Genomic DNA, 24,612 nt, shown 5'->3' on the forward strand with positions numbered 1-24,612 from the left:
GAGTGCCGTGGATGCCGGACTGATCGTTCTTCTCGCCTCGAGCGGAGCCGTCGTGCTCGCCGTGGCGATCATCGTCACCCTCGTCGTTCTGCGCGGCGGTCTGGGCATGTGGGCGCCGAAGCATGCACCCGGCAGCGAGCTCGATCGGGCCCGTCAGGACATCGAGGCGCAGATCGGTTCCGGTCGCGGCGGGTGGGATCGGATCTAGATTCTTTCCGGCTTCCCTGTGCCGCCTATGAATCACGAAAAGATAACGGCGAGGTCTTCCTTTCCGTTATCCAGCCGTTATAGAGTGCTTGCACGGTAGTTGTTTTGCTGTGGCGACTACCGGACATGTGATTGCAGGACACTCTTGGTGCAAAGGGACAAGGGCCGGCCGGATGCCTCTCCGACCGGCCCTGACCCGTTTACGGGCGCGATCGCGCTGAGCCTCCCCTTCCACGGCCGCTGGCTCGTGCAGAACAGCCCGGCGCGCCGCATCCCGAGCCACGGCACGCACCTGTTCGCCACGACGTACGCCATCGACTTCGTGCCCGTGGACGACGTGGGACGCTCCGCGTCGCGGGGGTGGCGCAGCATCCTGTCGACCGAACAACCGGACACGTTCGTCGGATTCGGTCGCCCGGTGCTCTCCCCCGCGGACGGGGATGGTGGTCGCCGCGCACGACGGCGAGGACGATCACGTCGCGCGGCGATCGCCGTTCGCACTGCTCGGATACGCGGCGAGCCAGGCGTCACGGGTGCGCGGGGGTGCCGGCGCGATCGCGGGCAACCACGTCGTGCTCGCCGTGGCGGGCGGATTCGTGCTGCTCGCGCATCTGCGGCGCGGTTCGGTCGCGGTCTCGCCCGGCGAGCAGGTCGCGGCGGGCGCTCCCCTGGGCGCATGCGGCAACTCCGGCAACAGCACGGAGCCGCACGTGCATCTGCAGGCGATGGACGGGGCGGATGCCTCGTCCGCCCGAGGTCTGCCGATCGCGTTCCGCGATCTCCCCGGCGGACTGCCCTCCGAAGGCGCGATCGTCGAGGGATGAGCGCGCCGCGCGACCCCGGCCCACGTGCTCCGGCCGCCGAGCGCGGTCCACGTCATCCGCCCTCACCCGCCCCGCGCGCGGCGCTAGCGTTGTCCCCATGAGCACACCCGTCGACCCCACGTCCACCGCCGCCTGGGCCGAGCTGTCCGCCCTGCGCGACTCTTTCGACCCCGACCTGCGCGGCTGGTTCGCGGGCGACCCCGGCCGCGTGGAGCGCCTTTCGCGCCCTCTGGCCGACCTGCACGTCGACCTCTCGAAGAACCTCGTCACCGACGACGTTGTCGCGGCACTCGTGAAGCTCGCCGAGGAGACGGGTGTCGCGCAGCGCTACGCCGACATGCTCGCGGGCGCCCACCTGAACACGAGCGAGGATCGCGCCGTGCTGCACACGGCGCTGCGGCGTCCGGCGGGGGCGAGCCCCGCCCTGGTCGTCGACGGGCAGGAGATCGACATCGACGTGCAGGCCGTGCTCGACGCCCTCTCGACCTTCGCCGACCGCGTGCGCTCCGGCGAGTGGAAGGGTGTGACCGGAAAGAAGGTCACCCACGTCGTCAACATCGGCATCGGCGGTTCGGATCTCGGCCCGGTCATGGTCTACGAGGCACTCAAGCCGTATGCCGACGCCGGCATCGAGGCGCGGTTCGTCTCCAACATCGACCCGACCGACATCGCGCAGACCACCGCCGACCTCGACCCCGAGACGACGCTGTTCATCGTGGCGTCGAAGACCTTCACGACGCTCGAGACGCTCACCAACGCCCGCCTCGCCCGCGACTGGCTATGGGCGAAGCTCGCCGACGCCGGCGCGATCGGCGAGGACGAGGCATCCCGCACCGATGCCGTCGCCCATCATTTCGTCGCCGTCTCGACCGCACTCGACAAGGTCGCGGCGTTCGGCATCGACCCGACCAACGCCTTCGGCTTCTGGGACTGGGTCGGCGGCCGCTACTCCGTCGACTCGGCGATCGGACTTTCGCTGGCGATCACGCTCGGACCGCAGAACTTCCGCGACCTGCTGGCCGGCTTCCACGCCGTCGACCAACACGTCGCGACCACGCCGCTCGCGCAGAACGTGCCGGTGCTGATGGGCCTGCTCAACGTCTGGTACGTCAACTTCCTCGGCGCGCAGTCGCACGCGGTGCTGCCCTACGCGCAGCAGCTGCACCGGTTCGCGGCCTACCTGCAGCAGCTCACGATGGAGTCCAACGGCAAGTCGGTGCGCTGGGACGGCTCCCCCGTCACCACCGACACGGGCGAGGTCTTCTGGGGCGAGCCCGGCACCAACGGGCAGCACGCGTTCTACCAGCTCATCCACCAGGGCACGCGGCTCATCCCCGCGGACTTCATCGCGTTCGTCAACCCGGCGTACCCGCTGGAGGACGGCGGGCGCGATGTGCACGGACTGTTCCTGGCGAACTTCCTCGCCCAGACCAAGGCGCTCGCGTTCGGCAAGACCGCCGAAGAGGTCGAGGCCGAGGGCACGACCGGCGCGCTCGTCGCGGCACGCACCTTCCCCGGCAACCGCCCGACGACCTCGATCTTCGCCGCGGCGCTCACTCCGGCCGTGCTCGGCCAGCTGATCGCGCTCTACGAGCACATCACGTTCACGCAGGGCACGATCTGGGGCATCAACTCGTTCGACCAGTGGGGCGTCGAACTCGGCAAGCAGCTCGCCCTGCAGATCGCGCCGGCGATCGAGGGCGACGAGGCGGCGCTGCAGGCGCAGGATGCCTCCACCCAGGCGCTCCTCGCGTACTACCGCGCGCACCGGGCCTGACCCCGCCGGGGGCGGCGAGCGCCTCAGGCCTCGCCGGGGCGCGGGTCGCGCACGCTCCAGCCGACGCCCTCGAGCGCGACGGCGAGGCGCCGTGCGGCGGTGCGGGCGACGTCCAGAGAGGCGTCGGAGCACACGTCGACCGCCAGCGGCGGCGGATCTCCAAATCGAGGGATCTGCACCTCCGCCCACACGTTCGGAGCGAGCCCGACGCGGGGGTACGCCGTGCCGGCGTGCTCGACGAAACCGTCGGCGACGAAAGCGATGACATCGAGCGCGTCGAGCTTGGCGATCGGCAGATCGACCACGAGGGTCACGGCGAACGGTCCGCTGGCGGTGTCGCGCCCATCCATGGCCATGCTCCGATTCTGGCCGTGTCCGAACCCGGGTGAATTGCGGCGACCTGCGGCTTCCGGTGGAATGGATGCCGCACTTCGCTGCAACTCGCGGCGAATCAATCCTTCTTGTCGCCGAGGTCGGAATCGGTGTACTCGCCGGGCACCACGTCGGGCTTGTGGGTCTCGCGGCCCGACGCCGTCTCTTCGTCGGCGTACTGGCCTTCGTCCGTCGTGTCGCGGTGCGCGTCGTGCTCGGACTTGTGCTGATCGGTCATGGCCGCCTCCTCGGGGTCTTGTGCCCTCGACGCTAGGCCGGACTGCGCCGACGCGCGCCCCGCTTGACAGCGCGACAGATCCGGTCGCCGGATGGCGGCCGACCCTTCAGGTGGCGCAACACGCGGCTTCCCCCGCGCGCAATCCGCGTGTTGCGACACCCGAACCCGCGCGCCGCCCGGCTAGCCCAGGAAGCCCTCGATGGTGGTCAGCACGCCGTGGTCGAGGTTCGAGGGGGCGCGGTGGCGGGCGCGGGCGTGCACCTCGTCGTGGGCGTTGTCCATCGCGTACGACCAGTCGGAGGCATCCAGCATCTCCAGGTCGTTGAGGTAGTCGCCGAACGCGGCGGTCTGCGCACGGTCGACGCCGAGAGCCGCCTGCAGCCGTTCGAGCGCGACGCCCTTGTTGACGCCGGGGTTCATCACGTCGACCCAGTGGTGTCCCGACACGACGACCTGGTGCGTGTCGTCGAACTCGGCGAGCGCCGGCGCGACGCCGTGCTCCGAGCCGTCGAAGTCGAACACGGCGATCTTGAGCACCTGATCGCCCGACGCCAGCACGTCGTCGGTCTCGGCGAGCGCGGCGTAGTATTTGTCCGCCTCGGCGCGGAACGCGGCATCCGTCCTCTCGATGTACGCCGACGCCTTGCCGCACACGACGACCCCGATGTCGTGCCCGTCGGCCGCGAGGGCCCGCAGCTTCTCGACGACCGCGCGCACGAACGCGGGGTCGAGCTCGTCCGAGGCGACCTCCTCCGTCCCGCGCACGACGTACGCCCCGTTCTCGGCGATGAACGTCATACGGTCGGATGCCTCGCCGAACGCGTGCCGCAGCGTCGCGAGCTGCCGCCCCGACGAGGGGACGAACACGATCCCGCGCTCGTCGAGCCGGTCGAGCAGCGGCCACAGGGCGTCGGGGATGCGCCCGTCGCCGTCGAGGAGGGTGCCGTCCATGTCGACGGCGATGAGGCGGATGTCGGAGGTCACCCTCCCATCCTCTCCCGCCCGCCGCAGCGTCCCCGACCGGCCGGGGCTCAGGCGGGGCGGACGTCGTTCCAGTGGCCGGGGCGGTCGAGCTCGGCGTAGCGCACGTCGACGCCGGCGTCGGAGACGACCGCCGTGCACAGCAGCAGCGACTGCGTCGGGTATCCGAACGGGCGGTTGTCGCGGATGATCGCACGGTCGTCGCCGACCCCCAGGTCGCTGCGACCCAGGATGTCGAGCCACGGCGTCGCCCAGTCGTCGCCGTCGCCGAGGGGCGCGGCGCGGAACTCCTCCAGCCACGCGTCGATGCGTGCCGTGTCGGGGTCGTCGATGTCGTCGTGCGCGATCATGTGCACCCCCGGCGGCAGCTCCACCGTCCGCAGCGCGACCCCGTTCCAGGTGACCACCCGCGCGCCGGTCGCATCGGCCTGCACGAGGTGGAACCCGTGCGTGCGGGGGTCGCCGGAAGGCATCCGTCCCGCCACGGCCTCCAGCACCACGCCGCCGCGCGAGACCAGCTCGGAGGGCGCCCGCTCGGACAGGTCGGCGCGGTTGAGCAGCACGGCGAGGCGCCCGTCGCCGGCGGCGAGCCACGCCCCGCCGGCACGCCGGTCCCGCACGCCGACCACGCCCGGATAGGCGTCGGGCCACCACGGGCCGAGGCGGTCCCAGGCGCGCTCGGGGTCCTCGTCGCGCACCGCGACGAGGCGCACCGCACCCTCGCCCGGCACCGGAACCGAGATGATCACCGTGCACACAGCAGAACCTCCTGGAACGCCTCGTGCAAGGATCGAGGCGTGTACATCGTCGTGGGTGTGACCGGCGGCATCGCCGCGTACAAGACCGTGCAGCTGGTGCGCCTGCTGGTGAAGGACGGGCACGAGGTGCACGTCATCCCCACCGACGACGCCCTGCGCTTCGTCGGGCTCACGACGTGGGAGGCGATCAGCCGGCACCCGGTGACGACGTCGGTGCACGACGATGTCGCGACCGTGCGCCATGTCGCCCTGGGGCAGGCCGCCGATCTGGTGATCGTCGCTCCCGCGACCGCGAACTCGCTGGCCGAGATGGCCGCGGGTCTCGCCGGCGACCTTCTCGGCACCACCCTACTTGCCACCACGGCACCGGTCGTCGTCGCCCCCGCGATGCACACCGAGATGTGGCGGCATCCATCCACCGTCGCGAACATCCGAACGCTCCGGGAGCGCGGCGTGCACGTGGTGGGCCCCGACGACGGCCCGCTCACCGGCGGCGACAGCGGACCGGGACGGATGTCGGAGCCCGAGGTCATCGCCGCCGCCGCTCTCGCCCTGACCCGGCCCCGCGACCTCGCCGGTCTCCGAGTCGTCGTTTCGGCGGGCGGCACCCGCGAGCCGCTCGACCCCGTGCGCTACCTCGGCAACCGCTCGAGCGGTCGCCAGGGCGTAGCCGTCGCCGTGGCCGCCGCCGACCGGGGCGCCGAGGTGGTGCTGGTCGCCGCGCACACCGACGACGGGGTGATGGCCGAGGCATCCGCTCATCCGGGAGTCGAGGTGCGTCGCGCCGGAACGGCCGCAGAACTCGGCGACGCGGTGCGCGCCGCCGCCGTGGGAGCCGACGTCGTCATCATGGCCGCGGCGGTGGCCGACTACCGCGCCGCCGACGTCGCCGAGCACAAGCGCCGCAAGGAGGACGCCGGCGGCACCGCGATCACGATCGAGCTCGTCGAGACCGAGGACATCCTCGCCCGCCTCGTGCGCGAGCGCGCGGACGGTCAGACGATCGTCGGGTTCGCCGCGGAGACGGCGACGGATGCCTCGGAGCTGCGCGACCGCGGCATCCGCAAGCGCCGCCGCAAAGGCGTCGATCTGCTCGTCGCGAACGCCGTCGGCTGGGATCGCGGCTTCGAGTCGTCCGCGAACGCGGTGCTCGTGATCGACGCCCATGACGAGGTCGTGGCGGAGACGGACGGCACCAAACGCGAGGTCGCCGACGCCGTGTGGGATGCCGTGCGCACGGCCCGCGGCTGAGCGTTCGCTACGATCGAGGGGCGGACTACCGGAGGTCACCCAGTTATGTTCATCGTCTACCTCGTGCTCTTCCTCGGCGGCATGTACCTGCTGGGCCTCGCGTTCACCCTCACGTCGCTGCAGGCGCTGGTGTTCCTCGTCGGCCTGGGCGCCATCATGCTCGCCCTGGCGCTGATCTTCCGCAAGAACCGCGCGTAGCCCGCGCCCGGCGCCGATCGGCGTCGCTCTAGCCCGCGCAGCCGCAGCTGCGTCGCCGCACCAGCTTCGTGCCGAGACGCGCGACCGCCGCGGGCTCGGCCAGCGACCGCCCGCTGTCCATCAGCAGCCGCGCCGCCGTGCGCCCCATCGCCTCGAAGGGCTGGCGCACGGTCGTCAGCGACGGGGTCGACAGCCGCGCCGCGAGGATGCCGTCGAACCCGGTCACCACGATGTCGTCCGGCACCCGCACCCCCTCGGCGGCGAGCAGATCGAGCAGCGGCAGCGCGAGCTGATCGCTCGCGCACACCAGCGCCCGCGGCAGGGTCCCCTGCCGCAGCGCCGCGAGCACCGGCGTGTAGCCGCGATCCTCGCCGAGCAGACTGTCGTCGAGGGGAGCGTCGGGGGTCGGGATGCCGACCTCGGCCAGCGTCGCCCGGAACACCTCGAAGCGCTCGCGGTAGTCGGCCACGCGGAGGGCCCCGATGAAGGCGAGGACGGCGATCCCGTGATCGCGGACGAGGTGCAGGACCAGCTCCCGCATGCCCCCGGCGTTGTCGGCGAGCACGCGGTGGTGCCCGTCGGTGCCCGGCGGCGTGCTGAAGAGCACGATCGGCATCTTCAGGGAGACCTGGGCGAGGGATTCCGCGGCCGACGGCCCCGGGAAGATCGCGAGTCCGTCGACGCGACCGGCCGACTCGGCGACCGACGTGGTGGTGTCACTGCCGCTGGAGATCATCACGGGCCGCCCGTGGGCGCGGGCCTCGAGCTCGAACCCGCGCTGCACCTCGTCGACGTACAGCGGAAACGCGCGCGGGTCGACGAGGAAGTCGTCGTCGGTGTCGTCCCACGGCACGAACGATTCGCCCGGCGGCGGCGGCGCACCCGGGGGCGCGCTGATGCGGCTCTCCGGCTCCCGCCCCTGCGGGCGATCGATGAGCAGGTCGAACGAGTGCAGACCGAGCGCGCCGGTGCGCCCGCGGGCCAGGCTGCGCGCGGAGGCGCTCGGCATGTAGCCGAGCTCGCGGGCCACCGTCAGCACGCGGTCACGCGTCGTCGCGCTGATCTGATCGGGGCGGGAGAAGGCGAACGACACCGTGGCGATCGACACCTCGGCGCGGGCGGCCACGTCGTAGACGGTCGGACGTCGAGGCTCCATCCGCTCGGACCCCTCCCGTCGTGCCTGCCGCGCCACCGCGAACCCCGCCGAGCCTAGTCCAGGCCGATCCCGGCGTGGAGCGGGTACACCGGGTCGATCGTGTCGGACGGCGCGTCCTCGCGCGATGACCGCACGGCGTCCATCGATCGGGGGATCTCCACGGGCAGCCGTCCCTGCGGGGCGACGACTCCCGAGAGGGCGTCGAGCACGGCCCTGTCCGAGCTGCCGTAGTCGACGGCGAGCGCCGAGACGAAGGGCTCGAGCGGGGTGAGGATCGCCGGCCGGTCGAGGGTCACCACGACCACGAGCGGGCACTGCTCGGCGATGCGGCGCAGCCGGTGCACGAGACCCGGCGGGAACTCCAGCGAGCCCTGGTGGAACCACGCCTCCAGGAACAGGTCGTCGCGCGGCTCGAACGGCGCGTCGAGCCGCACGATCGCGAGGTCGGCGGCCGCCGGATCGTCCACCGGCCGCGCGCGCTCGGCGAGCACATCGCGTGCGACGTTCTCGCTGTACACCGACGATCGCGAGTCGCCCGCGAACAGGGGCAGCAGCGGCATCCCGTCGACCGTCTTGTTCTCGAGCAGGGTGACGGATGCCGCCTGCGCGCGTTCGCCCGCGGCACGGAAGTCGGCGCGGCCGACGATCTGCTCGGCGGCGTCCTCGTCGACGTACGGGTCGTCGAAGAGCCCGAGACGGAACTTCACGAGGAGGAGCCGGCGTGCGGACACGTCGACGCGCGCCTCGCTCACGCGGCCCTGGGCGACCAGGTCGAGGAGCAGGTCGACGCACTCCTCCCCGCCGAACTGGTCGGCTCCGGCATCCAACACCTTCAGCATCCGCTCGGGGGGCGTCAGCCCCTCCACGCCCCAGGCGCGCGCGGGCAGCACCTGATCGCCGACGTGATTGTCGTTGATGAGCTCCCAGTCGGTGACCACGACGCCGTCGTAGCCGAGCTCGTCCCGCAGCAGCCCCGTAATGATCGCGCGGTTGAAGCCGAAGCCGACCTCCTCGACGGGCTGGCCGCCCCGGACGAGACCGACCGGCATGCCGTAGTAGGGCATGATCCCGGCCGTGCCGCGGCGGATCGCCTCGCGGAACGGGATGAGGTGGTAGTCGAACATGCCCGCCGGGTACACCTGCTCGCGACCGTAGGGGAAGTGGGCGTCCTCGCCGTCCTTCTGCGGACCGCCGCCGGGGAAGTGCTTCGTGGTGCACGCGACGCTCGCCGGCCCGAGTTCGTCGCCTTGGAACCCCGCGAGGTACGCCGCGGTGTACTCCGCGACGCGCTCCGCGTCATGGCCGAGCGACTGCGCCTGCCGCCCCCACCGGGGCTCGGTCGCGAGGTCGATCTGCGGATGGAGGGCCGCGCGGATGCCGACCGCGACGTACTCCTGCCGCGCGATGTCGGCGAACGCGCGGATCGCCTCGAGGTCGTCGAGCGCGGCCAGCCCCATCGGCTCGGGCCACTGCGAGAACGGCCCCGCCGAGAACGCGACGCCGGAGTTGTCGACGAACGCGTGGCGCGGGTCGGTGCTGATGGTGACCGGGATGCCGTGCGGCGTCGTCTCGGCCAGGCGCTGGAGATTGTTGTTCCACCGCGCCGCCTGCCGGGCGGTGGCGATGCGATGCACGTTGAAGTGCGACATCCGCTTGCCCACCACCACGTCGGTCGTGGCCGACTTCGAGATGTTCCCCGGGGCCTCCAGCAGCACGCCCTCGTCGCCCACCTCGATCACCGTCTGGAACATCAGCCCGACCTTCTCCTCGAGGCTGAGCCGGCCGAGGAGGTCGTCCGTGCGCTCCTCGGGCGTCAGGCGCGGGTCCTCGAACGGGTCGAGCACGCCGTTGCCGTTGAGGTCGCGGTAGACCGTGCCGTCGGGGGCGGTGGAGGTGGTCGGCGTCATGCGGTTCGCTTTCGGGAGAGGTCGGGAGATCACTTGAGCCCGGCGGTGGCGATGCCCTGGATGAAGTAGCGCTGCAGGAAGACGAACAGCAGCAGGATCGGCGCGATCACCAGCACCGAGCCGGCGAGCAGCAGGCCGTAGTTCGTGGCGTTCTGCCCGGTCGAGTACAGCGACAGGGCCACCGGCAGGGTGTACATCGACTCGCTCTGGGCGGCGACGAGCGGCCAGAGGAAGTTGTTCCACGAGCTGAGGAACGTGAGGATCGCCAGCGTCGCCAGCGGCGGACCGCACAGCGGCATCACGATGCGCGCGAAGATGCGGAACTCGCCCGCCCCGTCGATGCGCGCCGCCTCGATGAGCGGCTCGGGGATGCCGAGCATGAACTGCCGCATCAGGAACACCCCGATCGGGGCGGTGAGGAACGGCAGGATCAGGGCGGCGTAGCTGTTGACCAGGCCGAGCTTGGAGACCATCACGAACAGGGGCACGAAGGTGACGACGCCCGGCACCATGAGCGTGATCATCACGACGGCGAACAGGATCTTCTTGCCGGGGAAGTCCATCTTGGCGAGCGCGTAGCCGACCATCGAGCAGAAGATCAGGTTGCCGAGCACGGTGACGACCGCGACGATCAGGCTGTTGACGAAGAAGTTGCCGAAGTTCAGCGGGCCGAACCACTGCTCGAAGTTCTGCGTCGTCGGGTCCTGCGGCAGCCAGGTGGGCGGCTTCTGCACGATCTCGCCCTGCGTCTTGAACGATCCGAGCGCCATCCAGGCGAACGGGACCAGCCAGACCAGCAGGCCGATGGTGAGTACGACGTACGAGACGGCGCGTCCCGAGAGCCGGCGACGCCGGCGACGGGATGCCGCGGGCGCGCGGGTGCCCGCCGGCGCGGCGACGGTGGGGGGTGTGGTGGTGGTGGACATGTCGCTCCTCAATGCCGGGACCGCAGCAGCCGGAACTGCACCAGGCTGATCAGCGCGATCGCGAGGAACAGGACGTAGCTGGCGGCCGACGCGAGGCCGTACTCGCCGAAACCGAACTGCTGATAGGTGTAGAAGGCGACCGACAGGGTGGAGTCCAGCGGACCGCCCTTGGTCATGACGAACGCCTCCTCGAAGAACTGGAGGTAGCCGACCGAGATCAGGATCGCGCCGAGCAGCAGTGTCGGGCGCAGCAGCGGCAGCGTCACCGACCACAGGCGCCGGAACGCACCGGCACCGTCCATCAACGCGGCCTCCTTGACGTCTTCGGGCACGGCCTGGAGGCCGGCGAGGAAGATCACCATGAGGGTGCCGACGTTGCGCCAGACGGCCATCATGATGAGTGACGGCAGCGCCCACGAGGTGTCGTTCAGCCAGTTGGGGCCTTGGATCCCGATGGTCGCGAGCGCCGCGTTGAGCAGTCCGTCCGGCTGCAGGATGTAGCGCCACACCACCGCGACCGCGACGATGCTCGTCACGACGGGCGCGTAGAACCCGACGCGCAGGAACGACACGAACCGTCCCTTGCTCATGTTCAGGGCGAGTGCGAGCGCGAGGGCGACGGCCATCGTGACGGGGATGCCGATGATGACGAACAGTCCGGTCACCCCGAGCGACTTCACGAAGCGCGGGTCCCCGAACAGTGCGACGTACTGGTCGAGTCCGGCGAAGTTGACCGCGAACGGCGTCTGGATGTCGCGCGCGGTGAAGTCGGTGAACGACATCGCGAACGATCCGACGAGCGGCACGATCATGAAGAGCGCGAACACGATCACGAACGGCAGGCTGAACGCCCACGCGACCAGGCCCTGCCGCTGCCGCCGCGTCGCTCGGCGCCGCGGCGCCGGACCGGCGGAGCCGGGACGCGCGAGCGTCCCGGCTCCGCTCAGAGCGGAGGCGGTCATCGTCATCCCATCCCGATGGCGTCGGCCTTGGACTGCAGGTCTGCCAGGGCGTCCTTCGGCGTGCTCTGCCCGCGACGGATCAGCTCGAGCGCCTGGTCGGCGGCCGCACCCACCTGCACCCAGGTCGTCGTGACGGGAGTCGGACGGGCGGTCTCGAGCTGCGTGCCGAAGGTGGCGAGGTTGGCGTCACCGGTGAGGGTCGAGTCCTTCCAGGCGGTCTGCGTCGACGGGAGGTCTCCCGAGGCCTGGTACCACGAGACCTGCGTCTCGGGCTGGGTCAGCCACTGGGCGAGCTTCCACGCCGAGCGCTGGTTCTCGCCCTTGTTGAACACGACGAGGTTCGCGCCGCCGCTGAACGAGACCGACGAGTCCTTGGCGGGGACGACCGCGGTCGCGTACTTGGAGCTGAAGTCGGCGCCGCCGATCGTGGCGAGCGAGCCGCGCATGAACGGCCCGTCGATGAGCATCGGAGTGCTGCCGTCGACGAATCCGGCCTCCTGCGCCCCCGAGGCGATGTCGGCGTTGGGGTCGGCCAGCCCGTCGGTGTAGAAGCTCTGGTAGTAGTCGTAGGCCTCCACCATCTGGGGCGTGTCGAGCGTCCACTTCGAGCCGTCGGTGATCTCGCCGCCATTCGACCAGGGCATCCAGAGCGTGCCCTGGAACGCGTCGTTGCCGGCGGGCAGCCGCATGCCGAAGGTCGCGCCGGCCTTCGTCTTGTAGTCGGAGGCGAGCTGCTTCAGCTCCTCCCACGTGGTCGGCGCCTTGTCCCACCCGGCCTGCTTGGCGAGGTCGGTGCGGTAGTAGAGCACGCGGGTGTCGACGTACCACGGCACTCCCACGGTGCGGTCGGCGACCTTGTTCGTGGTCATCGAGCCGGTGAAGAAGTCATCGGTCGCGAGATCGGTGGGAACCGAGCTGAACGCATCGGTGAAGTCGGCCATCCACGTCGAGCCGACCATGGCCAGGTCGGGGGTGTTGCCGGCGGCGATCGCGGTCTGGAACTTGTTGTACGCGGCATCCCACGGGATCGCGGTCACCTCGACCTTCACGCCGGGGTTGGCCTGCTCGAACGTCTTCACGAACTCCGGGAGCTTCTCGCCCTCGGCACCCATGGCCCACATCGTCAGCGTGCCGGTGGCCGGTTCGCTGCCGATGGTGGTGCTGTCGCCTCCGGCACTCGGCGCCGAGTCGGCCGAGCGGCCGCATCCGGTCAGCGCGAGGGCGAGGGCGACGACACCGGCGATGGCGCCGAGCTGTGCTGTCTTCTTCACGTGTTCCTCCTCGAACGGTCCCCGTCTTCGGGGACAGGTGCTTCTTATGCGCTTAAGTAGCGCGATGAGCACGATTTTTGCACGCCCTCGAGCGGATGGCAACCCGCGCGCCTGTGCCCTCGACCTGACCGCTCGCTATGCGCGGCCTAAGAATCACGAAAAGGTAACGGGAAGGGCTTCCCTTCCGTTACCTCGTCGTTATACAGTTCAGGAGCGGAAGTTGTTTTGCTGTGGCAGCTCCCGTCATGTGATTGCAGGACCTCTTGGTGCAAAAAGGGACAAGGGCCGGTCGGATGCCTCTCCGACCGGCCCTTCTTGCTGTCCCGAGCCGCGTGCCCGTGCGCATAATTCGGGCTCCCTGCCGGGGCTCGGTGCGCTGAGGGCCGGGTTTCCGCGGCCGCGCGCCGCGATGCCCCGCGGGCAGCCTGAATCATGCGCACGCGCGTGAGGCGTCGACGCGAATCAGGTCAGCCGTAGAGCTCCCCCACCGGCACCTCGACCCCGAGGACGTTGCCGGGCTGCGCCAGCGGGCACGCCCACGCCGGGTCGTACGCGCACGAAGGGTTGTAGGCGAAGTTGAAGTCCACGACGATGCGGGATGCTGCGGCATCCGCCCCCAGGTCGGCCCCCTTGATCGTGTCGATCAGGTACCGACCCCCGCCGTACGTGCCGCCGGGCTTGCCGGCGAGCGCGTCGCGCAGCGGTACGAAGATGCCGTTGCCGTACGTCGTCAGGCGCCACACGTCGAGCGAGCCCGCGCCGGGGATCTCGACGATCCCGAGCCGCTCGAACGGCACCACCCCGTCGGTTCCCGTGGCGAACTCGAACCGCGCCGGCTCGGCCTCGACGATCGGCAGCTCGAACCGCCACTCGGGGTCGTAGGGCGCGACCGACAGACCGGCGAACCCGTCGCGCACCTCCGGGAGGAGAGGGGTGGCGGGATGCCGCGCCATCAGGTCGTCGCGTTCGATGCGCCAGAGCTCGTGCCCCTCCTCGGGGGTGTCGGCGCGGCGCACGGCGTCGTACAGCGCGAACACGCGGCGGCGCCAGTCGGCGATCTCGAGGGCGGTGCGGGCGGGGGTGGAGGCCATGCCCCCACGCTACGCCCGCGTCAGACCCCGCCGCCGCCTCCGCCGCCTCCGCCGCCGCCGGCCGACCCGCCACCGCCCGATCCGCCCGACGTCGCCGACGAGGTGCTCGCCGACAGCGACCCGATCGACGAGGCGAACGATGCCGCGCTGAACGCGCTCGTGCCCGAGTACCAGTACGGCGACTGGTCGCCGTACAGCGCGACGAGGTGCTGCGACCACTCCTTCTCCTGGCCGAACACGACCGCGTACGGCAGCAGCGACTCGTAGAGCCGCAGCACCTGGCGCCGGTCGGTGGTGTCGATGGGGGTGCGCTCGGCGCCGGCGGGCGACTGCAGCATCCGGATGCGGTCGGCCTCGGCCCACTCGATGAAGGTCTTCAGGCCCAGGAGGTGGTCGCGGGTCTCGGCGCCCTTCGCGGTGAGCGGGCGGCGCGAGACGAGCGCCGCGACGACGAACAGCGTCGGCACCGACAGACCGATGAGCACGATCGGCACGACGGGCGAGACCCCCGCGGCGATCGCCAGCATCCCGAACACGAAGACCGCCGCGGTCGCGACGAGCACCGCCACGATGGGCCACGCGCGCGGCGGCGCGCCGACGCTGCGGCGCAGTCCGCGGGCGACCAGCTCGGCAGCGGCCGCCTTGAGGATCTTCTGCGCCGCACTCGAGAACCGCGAATCGGTGCGGCCGAACTCGTAGGTCTCGCCCGGGGTGAGCTGGGGGAACAGGCCGTCGAGCAGCATCCGTCCGTCCGCGTCGGCGCGCGACGGATCGAGCAGCTCGGCCGACAGGGTCGCCTTGCCGCGCCTGCCGGTGGTGGTCTCGACGATGCGGATGCTGCCGACCACCGCCTGCTCGAGCACCTCGGCGGGGATCGCCTTGGCCGACTTGCCCAGCAGCACGGCGCTCTCGAGCGCGTCGACGCCGGGCGGCGGGGTGTACTCGGCGATGATCGTCGGCCGGCCGGGCTCGTCGGACAGGCGGCGCACGCGCACGAGGATCGCGGCGACCAGGGCCCCCAGCATCCCGATGCCCGCGACGCCCTGCACCCAGCCGAAGGGCGACGCGAAGTACGACGAGTCGAAGAGCGCGAACGTGCCGCGGGTGAACGCGACGGCCATCGTCACCGTCTGGTGCGGCCCGAGTTCGGCGGCGGATGCCTCGACCACGGTGTCGGCGCCGATCCGCGTGGACAGGATCGGGCACGTGGCTCGTGAACCCTGCTCTCCGACGTAGCACGCGCTCGCGCCCGTGAGCTGCGACGCGAGGTCGGCGGGGACGTGCAGGCGCGCCGTGACGCGGCCGAAAGTCTGCGGCCAGTCGAGGCCGTTGACGTTCCAGTAGAACTCGGTGGCATCGGTGTTGTCGAAGTCCCACGTGACGTTGTGCAGGTCGTAGGTGAAGACGAAGGTCTGACGGCCGTGCAGGAAGCCGTCGGAGCGCGAGGTCATCTGGTACTCGCCGCTGCCGGAGTCGGTCTCGGACGGGCGCGGGGCGCCGTTCTCGTCGGTGATCGAGACGAGCTCGGGGAAGTTCGGCTGCCCGTTGTAGGTGTCGGGGATCGCCCGGCGCATGCCGTGGTTCTGGTCGCTGTCCGGGAAGACGGCGACGAACGTCTCGACGACGCGCAGGGTGCTCGTGCCGTCGTCGGCGCGGCCGATCGTGTAGTCCACGTCGAGACTGTCGAACGAGAAGTCGTCGACCCTGGCGGCGACGATCCCGGATGCCGCGGCGGGCACTGTTCCGGATGCCGCGGCCGGCGCCGTGTCCGTCGTCACGGACGCGGGCGCGACGGTGGTCGGGGCGGCGGCCGGGACGGCGGCGAGGAGGCCGAGCGATGCGACCAGCGTGGCCAGTGCGAAGGCGGCGGAGCGAGGCATCCGGGGCATGATGCCAGCCTACGGGGCGCTTTCTCGGGCCTATTCTGGTCGCATGACAGATCGACGCCTCGCCGTGGAGGCATGGGAGAGCCTCTTCCGTGCGCAGCACGAGGTGTTCGAGGAGATCAGCCTCGACTTCGAGGGGACTGGTCTGGCGCAGGGCGAGTACGACGTGCTGCTGACCGTCACGCGCGCGCCCGACATGACGGCGCGGCTGCGCGATGTCACGGCGAACATGCTGATCAGTCAGCCGAGCGTGTCGCGCCTGGTCGATCGCATGACGGTGCGCGGACTGATCTCGAAGTGCGCCGATCCCGACGACGGTCGCGGCTCCCTCGTGCGGGCGACCGAGGAGGGCGCCGCCGCGTTCCGCCGCATCGCGACCGCGCACGGCCGATCCATCGCCGAGCGGATGTCGACGCTGACGGATGCCGAGCTCGCCCAGCTGCGCGACCTCACGACGAAGCTGCGCGGCACCCTCGACCGCTGAGGCCGCTCAGCCGTTCGCCGGGTCAGCCGCTGGCGGGGTCAGCCGTTCGCCGGGTCAGCCGTTCGCCGGGTTGGAGGCCTTGCCGTCGAGCCACAGCGTGTCGGACGGATCGCTGTGCGCCGTGCCCGAGTCGACGTGCTTCGCGGCGATCCTGTCGCCCTTCGTGATGACGTGCACGAGCGCCATGGCGTGGCCGCGGCCCAGCGCGTAGTCCTCCGCCAGCCACGCCACGATCTCGCCGGCCTTCGTGCCCGGGCCGAAGCCCTTCTCGGTCGCGAGCGCGACGAACTGCCGCGGCGTGAGGCCGGTCTTGTCCTCGATGTTGTCGAGGTATGCCTGGAAGCTCATGCCCTCACCCTAGATCCCCGGGTGCGGTGCGCGCCGCGGCGTTCGCGGCATCCGCTCATCCGCTTCGGGTGTCGCAACACGCGGTAGCTCCTGACGCGATGCGGCGTGTTGCGACCCGCGAATCAGGATGAGGATCGCGCCCGATCTGTTCGGGTGTCGCAACACGCGGCATCCATCGCACTGGCACCGCGTGTTGCGACACCCTTCGCGCGGTCTCGACCGCTCCTCCACAGCGTGCGGCTGAAGGTTGAGCATCCACGGATGTCGGCTTTCAAGCGAGCGGATGCCTCGTGGCCGCGCATCCTGACTCGATGACGAACCAAGCCCGCCCTCTGCCACCCCCGCTGGGTGAGGTGTTCCGGGTGGCGGACGCGCGCCGCGCGGGCGTGACATCCGGGCGGCTGCAGGGGCGCGATCTCGAGCGACCGTTCCACGGAATCCGGTGGGTGGCCGACGATTCGCCGGTCGATCCGGACCTTTCGATCGACGAGATCGCACGAGAGGCGGAGCGCCGTCGGATCCGGGCCTATTCCGAGTGCATGGGCGCGGACACCTTCCTCGCCGGTCGCTCGGCAGCGGTGCATTGGCAGACCCGCATCGGACCCGGCGACAGGTTGATCATCGGCGTGCTCGCTCCTCATCGCGCCCGTCGCGGTGCGGGCGTGCACGGGGTCAAGGTGGCGCCGCACCTCGCGGAGATCCGTGAGCACAAAGGCATCCGCGTGACGTCTCCCGCCTCGACGTGGGCGATGCTCGCCGACGAGCTGTCCCTCCGCGAGCTCGTCGCTCTGGGTGACGAGCTCGTGCGTATCCCTCGAGGGCCCGGCGGTGCGCTCCGACCGGCAGATCGTCTGGCGACCCCCGATGAGCTCCGCGCGGCGGTCGAGGCGGGACGGCGGCGGAGCATCTCGAAGCTGCGCGAGGCGATGACGCTCGTGCGAGAAGGATCGTCATCGCCGTTGGAGACCGAGTACCGGTTGGATGCCTCGGAGGGCGGCCTCCCCGACGCGGAGCTGGACGTCGAGATTCGCACGGCGCACGGGGTGCTCCTCGGCATCAGCGAGTTCGTCTATTGGGAGCAACGGCTCGCCGTCGAGGTCGAAGGCGACCACCACCGGACGAATCGAACGCAGTGGAACCGCGATATCGACAAATACGCGGCCTACGCAGCTGAAGGATGGGAAGTCGTGCGCCTCACCTCCGCGCACGTCCTCCGGGCGCACCGTGCGGTCGGGATCGTCCGCGCCGCCCTCATCCGGCGCGGGTGGAAGCCGGCGCCCTAGCGGCTCGACGCTTCGAGTGGCGCAACACGCGGCATCCCGCACCTTGACGCGGCGTGTTGCGACCCCCGAAGGTCGAGGCGAGTCCCGGGCACGCCGTTCAGGTGGCGCAACACGCGGCATCCCGCGCACCGACGCGGCGTGTTGCGACACCTGAACGCGGAGGGTCGTCCCCGCGCCCAGGTCAGCACTCGATGACGTTGACCGCGAGGCCGCCCTCGCTGGTCTCCTTGTACTTCGTCGACATGTCGATGCCGGTCTGGCGCATGGTCTCGACCACCGTGTCGAGCGAGACGTAGTGCGAACCGTCGCCGCGCAGTGCCAGCCGTGCGGCGGTGACGGCCGTCGACGCGGCGATCGCGTTGCGCTCGATGCACGGGATCTGCACGAGCCCGCCGACGGGGTCGCACGTGAGGCCGAGGTGGTGCTCCATCGCGATCTCGGCGGCGTTCTCGATCTGCCGGTTGGTGCCGCCCATCACCGCGGTGAGTCCGCCCGCGGCCATCGCGCAGGCCGAGCCGACCTCGGCCTGGCAGCCGCCCTCCGCCCCCGAGATCGAGGCGTTCGCCTTGAACAGCGACCCCAGCGCGGTCGCAGTGAGCAGGAACCGACGGATGCCTCGCCGGCGGTTCGCCTCGGTGATCGCCGCGTCGTCGAGGTCGAAGCCGGTCGCGGCGCCGGTCGACGCATCGTCCGTCACGGCCGTCCCCGCGGCGTGGAACCCGAGCAGCGCGCTCCCCACCAGCTCCCCGTGCGGCGTGACGGCGTTGCCCGCCCCGAGTCCCGAGTCGGCGAGGAACCGCCACCAGTACATCGCGACGGCGGGGAGGATGCCGGCCGCCCCGTTCGTGGGCGCCGTGACGACCCGGCCACCCGCGGCGTTCTCCTCGTTCACGGCGAGCGCGAACGCGCCGAGCCACTCCCCCGGCAGCTCGCGACGCCCATCGGCCTCGGCCTCCTCGAGCTGCTCGCGGATCATCGCCGCGCGGCGCTTGACCCCCAGCATCCCGGGCAGCACTCCCCCGGTCGCGAGTCCGTCGCGCACGGAGCCGGCCATCGCGTCCCAGATGGTGTCGAGGCCGGCGGCGATCTCGTCGTCGGGGCGCAGCGCCTCCTCGTTGATGCGCGCCGCCTCGGCGATCGTGATGCCGCGCTCATCGCACACCGCGAGCAGCTCCTCGGCACTGCCGAAGTCGAGCGGGTAGGCATGCGCCTGCACGCGCGGCGGCTCGCCGTCGCGGCGGATGAACCCGCCGCCGACGGAGTAGTACGTCTCGCGCGCGATCAGTCCCGCGTCGCTGATCGGCGCGGCGATCTCCGGTGCCCCGCCGGTGGAGCGGATGCCGGTGGTCGCCGCCCGCGCCGGCCCCGCGGCCGGGTCGTCCCAGGCCTCGAGGGTCATGGCGTTCGGATGCCCGGGCAGCCGTGTGCGCGGGGCGAACCCGATGTCGCCGCGCGAGAACGGCACCGCGTGCGATCCGTCGAGGGCGAGGTCGGCACCGTCGCTCCAGTCCGACCAGGCCGCCCGCACGGCATCCGGATCCACCGTCTCGGGCTCGAGACCCGCCAGCCCGGCGACCACCGCGTCGGGGGTGCCGTGGCCGATGCCGGTCGCCCCGAGCGAGCCGTAGAGGGTGCAGGTCACGCGGGCGACGCCGTCGAGCAGCCCCTGCTCGCGCAGCCGCATCGCGAAGTCGCGGGCAGCACGCATGGGGCCGACCGTGTGGGAGCTCGAGGGTCCTACTCCGATGGAGAACAGCTCGAACGCCGAGACGTAAGCGCTCACCCCGCCAGCCTAGGCCGTCGGGCGCACATTGCGCAGAGCCGTGAGTGAAGAGTGAGCAGGATGCCGAGGCATCCGTCGGCCCGCCTGCCAGAGCGGACGGATGCCTCGGCCAGGGCGTCAGCCGAGTAGGACGTTGCTCAATGCTCAGGACTGGGCGGCCAGGAGTTCCTCGCGCACGATGTCGGCGCCGGCGGAGAGCGCGCTCATCTTGCCGAGGGAGACCGCGCGCGACAGCGGCGCCATGCCGCAGTTCGTGCTGGGAATGAGCTTGTCCGCGTCGACGAACGCGAGCGCCTTCCGGAGGGTGTCGGCGACCTCCTCCGGCGTCTCGACGGTGTCGCTCGCCACGTCGATGGATCCGAGCATGACCTTCTTGCCGCGGATGAGCTCGATGAGGTCCATGGGCACGTGGGAGTGCTGACACTCGAGCGAGACGATGTCGATGGTCGACTGCTGCAGCAGCGGGAAGGTCTGCTCGTACTGGCGCCACTCATCTCCGAGCGTCGCCTTCCAGTCGGTGTTGGCCTTGATGCCGTAGCCGTAGCAGATGTGCACGGCGGTCTCGGCGCGCAGTCCCTCGGCCGCCCGCTCGAGCGCGGCGACACCCCAGTCCTGCACCTCGTCGAAGAAGACGTTGAACGAGGGCTCGTCGAACTGGATGATGTCGACGCCCGCCGCCTCGAGCTCCTTCGCCTCCTGGTTCAGGATCGTCGCGAACTCCCACGCCAGCTTCTCGCGGCTTCCGTAGTGGCGGTCGTAGAGCGTGTCGATCATCGTCATCGGGCCGGGCAGCGCCCATTTGATCGGCTGGTCCGTCTGCGCGCGCAGGAACTTGGCGTCCTCGACGAACACGGGCTTCTCGCGGCTCACGGCACCGACGACGGTCGGCACGCTCGCGTCGTAGCGGTTCCGGATGCGCACGGTCTCGCGCTGCTCGAAGTCGACACCGCTGAGGTGCTCGATGAACGTCGTGACGAAGTGCTGGCGGGTCTGCTCACCGTCGCTGATGATGTCGATGCCACGCCGGCGCTGCTCCTGCACCGCGATGCGCAGAGCATCCTGCGTGCCCTCGACCAGCGCGTCACCCTCCAGCTTCCACGGGGACCAGAGGGTCTCGGGCTCGGCGAGCCACGAGGGCTTCGGCAGGCTGCCGACGATGGAGGTGGGCAACAGCGTGTTCACGGTCGAGAATCCTCTGGGGTCAACGGACGGGAGTCGGGTAGGCGGCGGCCCACTGATCGAGCACGGCCTGGTGCGGCTTCATGAAGTGCTCCTCGGTGAACTTGCCCTGCTTGGCCGCGAGCTGGTTCCGCTCGACACGGTCGTAGGCGATCTGCGTGCGCGAGAAGTCCTGCTGCTCGAGGCTCGGGCGGTAGATGTTCGCCGCCGCCGAGTTGGCGTTGTAGATCTCGGGCCGGTAGATCTTCTGGAAGGTCTCCATCGTGCTGATCGTGCCGATGAGCTGCAGGTTGGAGTAGTCGCCGAGCAGATCGCCGCGGAAGTAGAACGCGAGGGGCGCCACAGCTCCGGGCGGCATGAAGTACCGCACCTGCAGGCCCATCTTCCCGAAGTACTCGTCGGTCATCGAGTAGTCGTCCTGCCGGTACTCGACGCCGAGGACGGGGTGGTAATTCTCGGTGCGGGTGTAGGTCTTGCTCGTCGAGACGCTGATGCAGATCACGGGTGACGACGAGAACCGCTCGCGGTAGGCATCCGAATCCAGGAAGTGCTGGAACAGCTTGCCGTGCAGTCCGCCGAAGTCGTCGGGGAGCGTGAACTTGCCCGCGGCCTCGGTCGTCGCCGGCAGCAGCACGCTGAAGTCGTAGTCACGCACGTACGACGAGAAGTTGTTGCCCACGATCCCGTGGTGGCGCGCGCCGGTCTTGGTGTCGACGATCTGGATGTCGAGCACCTCCAGCAGCGGGAACTCCTGGTCTTCGCCTTCCGCGGCGAACTGCAGCTCGACCGAGATGATCTCGAGCTCGAGCGTGTAGCGGTCGCCGCTCGGATTGTCCCAGCGCGCGAGGTCGTTGAATCGACGGTCGATCATCGTCAGGGCGTTGCGGAGATTCTGCTGACGCTCCTCGCCTCGGGCGAGGTTGGCGAAGTTCGTCGTGGTGCGCGAACTGTCCGACGGTGAGTAGTCCTCGTCGAAGCGCGTGGTGGAAATGCGGAATGCGAACTCGTTCGCCATGAGCGGCCAATCGGGAGCTGATCGGCCGGGCTCGGCCTTGCGGTAGTCGTCCATCTATCTTGCGGCGGCGTGCGCCCATCGACAAACTCACCTCGACTATGCCTTCCTATAGTCTTCGCCTATGGCTCGCGGATCGAACGGCATCACGCTGCAGCAGCTGCAGTACTTCATCGAGGTCGCGGCGGAGGGTTCGATCAGCGCTGCCGCCGACCTCCTCTACGTCTCCCAGCCGACGATGTCGGCCGCGATGAAGGATGTCGAGGCCAAGGCGGGTCGCGCGCTCCTCCTCCGTTCCGCGCGCGGAGTGACGCTCACCGTCGACGGCGCGGAGTTCCTCGGCTACGCCAAGCAGGTCATGGAGCAGGTCGGGCTCCTCGAGCAGCGATACCTCGGCCAGCCGCCGTCGCGACGCCTGCTCGGCGTCTCGGCGCAGCACTACTCGTTTGTGGTCGACGCGTTCGTCCGGATGGTGAAGGGCAGCGGCGCCGACGCGTACGAGTTCTCGCTGCGCGAGACGCGCACGTGGGACATCTTCGAGGACGTGCGGACGTTCCGCAGCGAGCTCGGCATCCTGTATCGCAACGACTTCAACCGGAACGTCATCGACAAGCTGCTCCGCGATTCGGGGCTCGCGTTCCACCCGCTGTTCCTCGCCGAGCCGCACATCTTCATCTCGCGCACGAACCCCCTCGCTTCGCGGGACAACGTCACGCTCGCAGATCTGGCCGATCTGCCGCGGTTGACCTTCGACCAGGGGGCGAACAACTCGTTCTACTTCGCCGAGGAGATCCTCTCCACGCTGTCGAGCGCGCGGGAGATCCGAGTCTCCGACCGCGCCACGATCTTCAACCTCATGATCGGTCTCGACGGCTACACGATTTCGACCGGCATCATCAGCGACGACCTCGACCCCGCGATCGTCGCCATCGCCCTCGACGTCGACGAACGCATCGAGATCGGCTGGATCGACCACTCCGCGGTCCCGCTCACCCAGCAGGCCCAGCGCTACCTCGACGAGCTGAGGGCGGTCGTCTCGGAATTTGGAGTGGAGCTGCTCGGCTAGTTGGGATCGATGCGGTCCGGGCTGAGCCGAATCGGTCCGTTCCGATCGAGCGTTCCCACTCCACGCCCGCATGGCCGACCGCCCTCGGGCATCGTCTAGGGCGGGTTATTCGTGCACCTCGATCGACCAAGGATCTGTATATGTACGCGCGTATCGGGCCTCCGCGTCTTTCAGCTTGCTGCGCCAACCGACGCTCATCCGAACGCGACGGTGGGCGAGCCCACATCCCATGTCACCATCACCCGCCGGCCGAGGATGTGAGAGAGCACTATCTCTAGCGACCGGTGATCGCCCATCGAATCCCGCGCGTCGGGCGACACAACGAAGATGCACTCGTCGTCCGACTCGATGGCAAGTGTCCGCAGTTCACTGTCGTAGTCGGCGAGATAGAAAGCGTGGCGCACCGCCTTGACCTGATCACTGCTGAATCCCATGGTCAAATCATCTCGCGAGATCCCTATCTGAACACCCGATCCGAGTCGAACTGAGTTCTGGATCGATATCTCATCCGCCCGCTAACTGTACTTCCCCGGGAGGTTGTGAACGGGTGAGGTAGGCGAAGACCTCCGGGCAGGATGTGGGTTACCACACTCGCATCCTGACCACGGAGGTCTTCGTGTCTCACGCTAACGCGCCTTTGACGCCGGAAGGGCGTCGTCGTCTTGCTGTCCTCGTCGTGGATCGGGGCTGGTCGTTGCGGCGGGCAGCGGAACGGTTCCAGTGCTCGCCCGCGACGGCGAAACGGTGGGTCGACCGGTATCGGGCCGGGCTGCCGTTGACGGACCGCAGCTTCAGGCCGCAGACCTCGCCGAACCGGCTCCCGCGGAAGACGGAGCGGAGGATCGTGTCGTTGCGGTTCACCCGCCGGTGGGGTCCGCACCGGATCGCGTATCACCTGGGCCTTGCCCGCTCGACGGTCGGCCGGGTGCTGGCCAGGTATGGGATGCCGAAGCTCGTGAACATCGATCAGGCCACCGGGCTGCCAGTCCGCAAGCCGACGCCGAAGCGGTACGAGGTCGCAAGACCGGGCCAGCTGATCCACGTCGATATCAAGAAGCAGGGCCGGATCCCTGATGGCGGCGGCTGGCGCGCCTTCGGCCGCGGATCGGCGCAGGACCGTGCCGCGGGATCCGTCCGTGACAAGGCCGCACGGTCAGGAGCGGCCGGCTCCCGCGGCTACCGGTATCTGCACCACGCCGTCGACGACAACTCGAGAGTCGCGTACTCGGAGATCCTCGACGACGAACGCAAGGAGACCGCGGCAGGGTTCTGGACCCGCGCGAACGCGTTCTTCGCGAGCCTCGGAGTCACGGTCACCGCCGTGATGACAGACAACGGCGCGTGCTACCGGTCACACGCGTTCGCGGACGCGCTCGGCGACGGTGTGAAGCACAAGTGGACAAAGCCGTATCGGCCGCAGACCAACGGGAAGGTCGAACGCTTCAACCGCACCCTCGCCGCCGAATGGGCCTACGCCAAGCCCTACGCCAGCGAAGCAGAGCGAGCCGCGGCATACGAGACCTGGCTGCATCACTACAATCACCACAGACCCCACACCGGGATCGGCGGCCAGACCCCCTCAGCCCGCGTTCACAACGTCACGGGGAAGTACAGCTAACCGACCGTTCTTGGGGCGCAGAGGTGAATCGGCC

Annotated in this window: 25 protein-coding genes; 9 read left to right on the forward strand and 16 right to left on the reverse strand. The window is 69.9% G+C overall.

Annotation, left to right across the window (positions count from 1 at the left end):
• Positions 1-7: 7 nt before the first annotated feature.
• From ACSJDX_RS03605 to pgi, 3 genes are all read left to right on the forward strand, one after another.
• Complete coding sequence (locus tag ACSJDX_RS03605) at positions 8-208, forward strand: hypothetical protein (protein ID WP_438354218.1); 201 nt, start codon at positions 8-10, stop codon at positions 206-208.
• A gap of 439 nt (positions 209-647) precedes the next feature.
• Positions 648-1,031, forward strand: coding sequence for a peptidoglycan DD-metalloendopeptidase family protein (locus ACSJDX_RS03610; RefSeq protein ID WP_438354219.1), 384 nt, complete (start codon positions 648-650; stop codon positions 1,029-1,031).
• 97 nt (positions 1,032-1,128) lie between these two features.
• Positions 1,129-2,808 (forward strand): glucose-6-phosphate isomerase, encoded by a 1,680-nt coding sequence (gene pgi, locus ACSJDX_RS03615; protein ID WP_438354220.1) that lies wholly within the window; start codon positions 1,129-1,131, stop codon positions 2,806-2,808.
• 23 nt (positions 2,809-2,831) lie between these two features.
• On the opposite strand, the gene ACSJDX_RS03620 is transcribed toward pgi, so the two are convergent.
• From ACSJDX_RS03620 to ACSJDX_RS03635, 4 genes are all read right to left on the reverse strand, one after another.
• Positions 2,832-3,164 carry a hypothetical protein gene (locus tag ACSJDX_RS03620; protein WP_438354221.1) on the reverse strand — a complete coding sequence of 111 codons (333 nt, stop codon included), beginning with the start codon at positions 3,162-3,164 and terminating at the stop codon, positions 2,832-2,834.
• A gap of 95 nt (positions 3,165-3,259) precedes the next feature.
• Positions 3,260-3,418: a hypothetical protein gene (locus tag ACSJDX_RS03625; RefSeq protein WP_438354222.1), complete on the reverse strand. Its 159-nt coding sequence runs from the start codon at positions 3,416-3,418 to the stop codon at positions 3,260-3,262.
• Between the two features lie 180 nt (positions 3,419-3,598).
• Entirely contained in the window at positions 3,599-4,369 is a 771-nt protein-coding gene (locus tag ACSJDX_RS03630; protein ID WP_438354926.1) for a Cof-type HAD-IIB family hydrolase, read from the reverse strand.
• 80 nt (positions 4,370-4,449) lie between these two features.
• The gene (locus ACSJDX_RS03635; protein ID WP_438354223.1) at positions 4,450-5,157 is read right to left on the reverse strand and encodes an NRDE family protein; all 708 of its coding nucleotides are present in this window, start codon (positions 5,155-5,157) and stop codon (positions 4,450-4,452) included.
• A gap of 39 nt (positions 5,158-5,196) precedes the next feature.
• On the opposite strand from ACSJDX_RS03635, the gene coaBC reads away from it, so the two are divergent.
• Both coaBC and ACSJDX_RS03645 read left to right on the forward strand, forming a co-directional pair.
• Complete coding sequence (gene coaBC / locus ACSJDX_RS03640; protein ID WP_438354224.1) at positions 5,197-6,408, forward strand: bifunctional phosphopantothenoylcysteine decarboxylase/phosphopantothenate--cysteine ligase CoaBC; 1,212 nt, start codon at positions 5,197-5,199, stop codon at positions 6,406-6,408.
• A 45-nt stretch (positions 6,409-6,453) separates the two neighbouring features.
• Positions 6,454-6,606: a hypothetical protein gene (locus ACSJDX_RS03645; protein ID WP_438354225.1), complete on the forward strand. Its 153-nt coding sequence runs from the start codon at positions 6,454-6,456 to the stop codon at positions 6,604-6,606.
• Between the two features lie 28 nt (positions 6,607-6,634).
• Here the strand turns inward: ACSJDX_RS03645 and ACSJDX_RS03650 are convergent, their stop codons facing one another.
• The 7 genes from ACSJDX_RS03650 to ACSJDX_RS03680 form a co-directional block, all read right to left on the reverse strand.
• Positions 6,635-7,762 (reverse strand): LacI family DNA-binding transcriptional regulator, encoded by a 1,128-nt coding sequence (locus ACSJDX_RS03650; RefSeq protein ID WP_438354226.1) that lies wholly within the window; start codon positions 7,760-7,762, stop codon positions 6,635-6,637.
• Positions 7,763-7,815: 53 nt separating this feature from the next.
• Positions 7,816-9,669: a glycoside hydrolase family 3 protein gene (locus tag ACSJDX_RS03655; RefSeq protein ID WP_438354227.1), complete on the reverse strand. Its 1,854-nt coding sequence runs from the start codon at positions 9,667-9,669 to the stop codon at positions 7,816-7,818.
• 29 nt (positions 9,670-9,698) lie between these two features.
• The gene (locus tag ACSJDX_RS03660; protein WP_438354228.1) at positions 9,699-10,595 is read right to left on the reverse strand and encodes a carbohydrate ABC transporter permease; all 897 of its coding nucleotides are present in this window, start codon (positions 10,593-10,595) and stop codon (positions 9,699-9,701) included.
• Between the two features lie 8 nt (positions 10,596-10,603).
• On the reverse strand, positions 10,604-11,557 hold the full coding sequence (locus ACSJDX_RS03665; RefSeq protein ID WP_438354229.1) for a carbohydrate ABC transporter permease: 954 nt from the start codon (positions 11,555-11,557) through the stop codon (positions 10,604-10,606).
• Between the two features lie 2 nt (positions 11,558-11,559).
• Entirely contained in the window at positions 11,560-12,828 is a 1,269-nt protein-coding gene (locus ACSJDX_RS03670) for an extracellular solute-binding protein (protein ID WP_438354230.1), read from the reverse strand.
• A 467-nt stretch (positions 12,829-13,295) separates the two neighbouring features.
• Entirely contained in the window at positions 13,296-13,919 is a 624-nt protein-coding gene (locus ACSJDX_RS03675; RefSeq protein ID WP_438354231.1) for a DUF1684 domain-containing protein, read from the reverse strand.
• A gap of 20 nt (positions 13,920-13,939) precedes the next feature.
• Positions 13,940-15,808, reverse strand: coding sequence for a DUF2207 domain-containing protein (locus ACSJDX_RS03680; protein WP_438354232.1), 1,869 nt, complete (start codon positions 15,806-15,808; stop codon positions 13,940-13,942).
• 43 nt (positions 15,809-15,851) lie between these two features.
• Between ACSJDX_RS03680 and ACSJDX_RS03685 the strand changes: the two genes are divergently transcribed.
• Positions 15,852-16,289 (forward strand): MarR family winged helix-turn-helix transcriptional regulator, encoded by a 438-nt coding sequence (locus ACSJDX_RS03685; protein ID WP_438354233.1) that lies wholly within the window; start codon positions 15,852-15,854, stop codon positions 16,287-16,289.
• Positions 16,290-16,343: 54 nt separating this feature from the next.
• Here the strand turns inward: ACSJDX_RS03685 and ACSJDX_RS03690 are convergent, their stop codons facing one another.
• Positions 16,344-16,637, reverse strand: coding sequence for a DUF4287 domain-containing protein (locus ACSJDX_RS03690; RefSeq protein WP_438354234.1), 294 nt, complete (start codon positions 16,635-16,637; stop codon positions 16,344-16,346).
• Between the two features lie 311 nt (positions 16,638-16,948).
• On the opposite strand from ACSJDX_RS03690, the gene ACSJDX_RS03695 reads away from it, so the two are divergent.
• Positions 16,949-17,920 carry a hypothetical protein gene (locus tag ACSJDX_RS03695; RefSeq protein WP_438354235.1) on the forward strand — a complete coding sequence of 324 codons (972 nt, stop codon included), beginning with the start codon at positions 16,949-16,951 and terminating at the stop codon, positions 17,918-17,920.
• A gap of 181 nt (positions 17,921-18,101) precedes the next feature.
• On the opposite strand, the gene ACSJDX_RS03700 is transcribed toward ACSJDX_RS03695, so the two are convergent.
• The 3 genes from ACSJDX_RS03700 to ACSJDX_RS03710 form a co-directional block, all read right to left on the reverse strand.
• On the reverse strand, positions 18,102-19,703 hold the full coding sequence (locus tag ACSJDX_RS03700; protein WP_438354236.1) for an L-serine ammonia-lyase, iron-sulfur-dependent, subunit alpha: 1,602 nt from the start codon (positions 19,701-19,703) through the stop codon (positions 18,102-18,104).
• Positions 19,704-19,847: 144 nt separating this feature from the next.
• Entirely contained in the window at positions 19,848-20,885 is a 1,038-nt protein-coding gene (locus ACSJDX_RS03705) for a methionine synthase (RefSeq protein ID WP_438354237.1), read from the reverse strand.
• 19 nt (positions 20,886-20,904) lie between these two features.
• On the reverse strand, positions 20,905-21,897 hold the full coding sequence (locus ACSJDX_RS03710; protein ID WP_438354927.1) for a DUF1852 domain-containing protein: 993 nt from the start codon (positions 21,895-21,897) through the stop codon (positions 20,905-20,907).
• 121 nt (positions 21,898-22,018) lie between these two features.
• Here ACSJDX_RS03710 and ACSJDX_RS03715 point away from each other — a divergent pair, with 121 nt between their 5' ends.
• Positions 22,019-22,960, forward strand: a complete 942-nt coding sequence (locus ACSJDX_RS03715; RefSeq protein ID WP_438354238.1) for a LysR family transcriptional regulator — start codon at positions 22,019-22,021, stop codon at positions 22,958-22,960.
• 194 nt (positions 22,961-23,154) lie between these two features.
• Here ACSJDX_RS03715 and ACSJDX_RS03720 read toward each other — a convergent pair whose 3' ends face one another.
• The gene (locus tag ACSJDX_RS03720; protein WP_438354239.1) at positions 23,155-23,394 is read right to left on the reverse strand and encodes a hypothetical protein; all 240 of its coding nucleotides are present in this window, start codon (positions 23,392-23,394) and stop codon (positions 23,155-23,157) included.
• A gap of 182 nt (positions 23,395-23,576) precedes the next feature.
• Between ACSJDX_RS03720 and ACSJDX_RS03725 the strand changes: the two genes are divergently transcribed.
• Positions 23,577-24,578 carry an IS481 family transposase gene (locus tag ACSJDX_RS03725; protein ID WP_204964092.1) on the forward strand — a complete coding sequence of 334 codons (1,002 nt, stop codon included), beginning with the start codon at positions 23,577-23,579 and terminating at the stop codon, positions 24,576-24,578.
• Positions 24,579-24,612 lie beyond the last annotated feature (34 nt).

Source organism: Microbacterium fluminis (genome assembly GCF_051549805.1).
Lineage (GTDB): Bacteria > Actinomycetota > Actinomycetes > Actinomycetales > Microbacteriaceae > Microbacterium.

Coding starts and splice junctions, on each gene's coding strand:
- ACSJDX_RS03690 (WP_438354234.1), bottom strand. CDS start 16,637: ATGAGCTTCCAGGCATACCTCGACAACATCGAGGACAAGACCGGCCTC.
- ACSJDX_RS03695 (WP_438354235.1), top strand. CDS start 16,949: ATGACGAACCAAGCCCGCCCTCTGCCACCCCCGCTGGGTGAGGTGTTC.
- ACSJDX_RS03655 (WP_438354227.1), bottom strand. CDS start 9,669: ATGACGCCGACCACCTCCACCGCCCCCGACGGCACGGTCTACCGCGAC.
- ACSJDX_RS03660 (WP_438354228.1), bottom strand. CDS start 10,595: ATGTCCACCACCACCACACCCCCCACCGTCGCCGCGCCGGCGGGCACC.
- ACSJDX_RS03625 (WP_438354222.1), bottom strand. CDS start 3,418: ATGACCGATCAGCACAAGTCCGAGCACGACGCGCACCGCGACACGACG.
- ACSJDX_RS03665 (WP_438354229.1), bottom strand. CDS start 11,557: ATGACCGCCTCCGCTCTGAGCGGAGCCGGGACGCTCGCGCGTCCCGGC.
- ACSJDX_RS03610 (WP_438354219.1), top strand. CDS start 648: ATGGTGGTCGCCGCGCACGACGGCGAGGACGATCACGTCGCGCGGCGA.
- ACSJDX_RS03650 (WP_438354226.1), bottom strand. CDS start 7,762: ATGGAGCCTCGACGTCCGACCGTCTACGACGTGGCCGCCCGCGCCGAG.
- ACSJDX_RS03620 (WP_438354221.1), bottom strand. CDS start 3,164: ATGGCCATGGATGGGCGCGACACCGCCAGCGGACCGTTCGCCGTGACC.
- ACSJDX_RS03675 (WP_438354231.1), bottom strand. CDS start 13,919: ATGGCCTCCACCCCCGCCCGCACCGCCCTCGAGATCGCCGACTGGCGC.
- ACSJDX_RS03715 (WP_438354238.1), top strand. CDS start 22,019: ATGGCTCGCGGATCGAACGGCATCACGCTGCAGCAGCTGCAGTACTTC.
- ACSJDX_RS03645 (WP_438354225.1), top strand. CDS start 6,454: ATGTTCATCGTCTACCTCGTGCTCTTCCTCGGCGGCATGTACCTGCTG.
- pgi (WP_438354220.1), top strand. CDS start 1,129: ATGAGCACACCCGTCGACCCCACGTCCACCGCCGCCTGGGCCGAGCTG.
- ACSJDX_RS03685 (WP_438354233.1), top strand. CDS start 15,852: ATGACAGATCGACGCCTCGCCGTGGAGGCATGGGAGAGCCTCTTCCGT.
- ACSJDX_RS03720 (WP_438354239.1), bottom strand. CDS start 23,394: ATGGGATTCAGCAGTGATCAGGTCAAGGCGGTGCGCCACGCTTTCTAT.
- ACSJDX_RS03630 (WP_438354926.1), bottom strand. CDS start 4,369: ATGGACGGCACCCTCCTCGACGGCGACGGGCGCATCCCCGACGCCCTG.
- ACSJDX_RS03710 (WP_438354927.1), bottom strand. CDS start 21,897: ATGGCGAACGAGTTCGCATTCCGCATTTCCACCACGCGCTTCGACGAG.
- ACSJDX_RS03680 (WP_438354232.1), bottom strand. CDS start 15,808: ATGCCCCGGATGCCTCGCTCCGCCGCCTTCGCACTGGCCACGCTGGTC.